1 protein-coding gene is annotated in these 412 nt (G+C 64.8%); it reads left to right on the plus strand.

What is annotated here, in order from left to right; all coding sequences use genetic code 11:
• Positions 1-412, plus strand: a 412-nt coding sequence (locus L6D89_RS32450) for a contractile injection system protein, VgrG/Pvc8 family (RefSeq protein ID WP_236202352.1), incomplete at both ends; no start/stop codon positions are given.

Consider the following 412-nt stretch of genomic DNA (forward strand, 5'->3'; position numbering starts at 1 on the left):
ACCCTGCACGGCGTGGTCACGCGCTTCCGGCGCTTGTCCGCCTCCCGCGACGAGGCGCGCTATGAACTCACCCTCGAGCCGCACCTGGCCCTGCTCGACAAGGGCCAGCAGTTCCGCATCTACCAGAACCAGAGCGTGCCCGAAGTGGTGGAAAGCATCCTCCGCCGCCACGGCCTGCGCGGGCAGGACTTCCTCATCGACCTCGGCAGCACCTACAAGCAGCACGAGCAACTGCTGCAGTACGGCGAGTCGGACCTTGCCTACATCAAGCGCCTGTGCGCCGAACGCGGCATCTGGTTCAGCTTCAGCATGGATGCGCGCCTGAAGATCGATGTAGTCGAATTCCACGACTCGCCCATGCACTACCAACGGGACCTGAGCTTGCCGCTGCGCCCGCTGAGCGGCCTGGAAA

Source organism: Pseudomonas pseudonitroreducens (genome assembly GCF_021603645.1).
Taxonomy (GTDB): Bacteria; Pseudomonadota; Gammaproteobacteria; order Pseudomonadales; family Pseudomonadaceae; genus Pseudomonas; species Pseudomonas pseudonitroreducens.